Source organism: Dialister sp. CAG:357, from assembly GCF_000435155.1.
GTDB classification, from domain to species: Bacteria; Bacillota; Negativicutes; order Veillonellales; family Dialisteraceae; genus Dialister; species Dialister hominis.
Genome location: NZ_FR896470.1, coordinates 1 through 918, shown reverse-complemented (window position 1 = coordinate 918; position 918 = coordinate 1). Strand labels below are relative to the sequence as shown.

Annotated in this window: 1 pseudogene; it reads left to right on the top strand. The window is 50.1% G+C overall.

Annotated features, from left to right (window positions below):
• Positions 1 to 918, top strand: a pseudogene (locus M3200_RS08780) (hypothetical protein); the annotation flags it as partial.

Genomic DNA, 918 nt, shown 5'->3' with positions numbered 1-918 from the left:
TGTCCTCTTCTGCCGTGGATGAAGTCATCCAGAAACGACTCCTGACAAAGAAGCCGGAAGCAAAGACTGTTCTCCGGGATCTCTATGACCGCAATGACTATGTGCTGAAGAATCTCTTCAGTTTTACGGATTCTGTTCTGGATATCAAAGGCTACAGCGGCGCGGAGGAATTCGTTGTGAATTATCCGTTTGTGCCGTATCAGTTCATTCTGATCCAGAAGATTTTCTCCGAAATCCGGAAGCACGGCGCAGCCGGAAAACACTACTCCGGTGCAGAGCGTTCCATGCTCGACGGATTTCAGATTGTGGCAAGGTCTATCGAGAATAAGGATGAGCATGCGATTGCTCCTCTTTACCCGTTCTATGACAGCGTGCATTCCTTCCTTGACGGTTCGATCCGCCGCGTGATTGAGCGCTGCCAGAAGGCCGCCGATAATCATGATGGAATTGAGGATTATGACGTCAAAGTACTGAAGCTTCTCTATCTGATCCGGTACATCGATGATGTAAAGGCTAATCTCGATAACATCGTCATTCTCATGGCGGATGACATTTGTACCGACAAGATCGAGCTTCGGCAGGTTGTGCAGAAGTCTCTCGACCGTCTGAAAAGCCAGAACTATATTGACCGCCGCGGTGACGCTTATATCTTCTTAACTGATGAGGAGCAGGATATTGCACGCGACATCGCGAATACATCCGTGGATACCGCCAAGATCGTGGAGCGTATTGGGCAGATGATTTTCGGCGATATCTACATGCAGAAGAAATACCGCTATGGGAAGTATGACTTCCCGTTTGACGAGATGGTGGATTCCACCTCAATCGGAGCTGTTACCGGCGGCATGACGCTCCGCTTCCTGACAGTGGCGGCGGATGCTACTGACAAGCAGGAGCTGAGGCTGATGACGGAGTCCA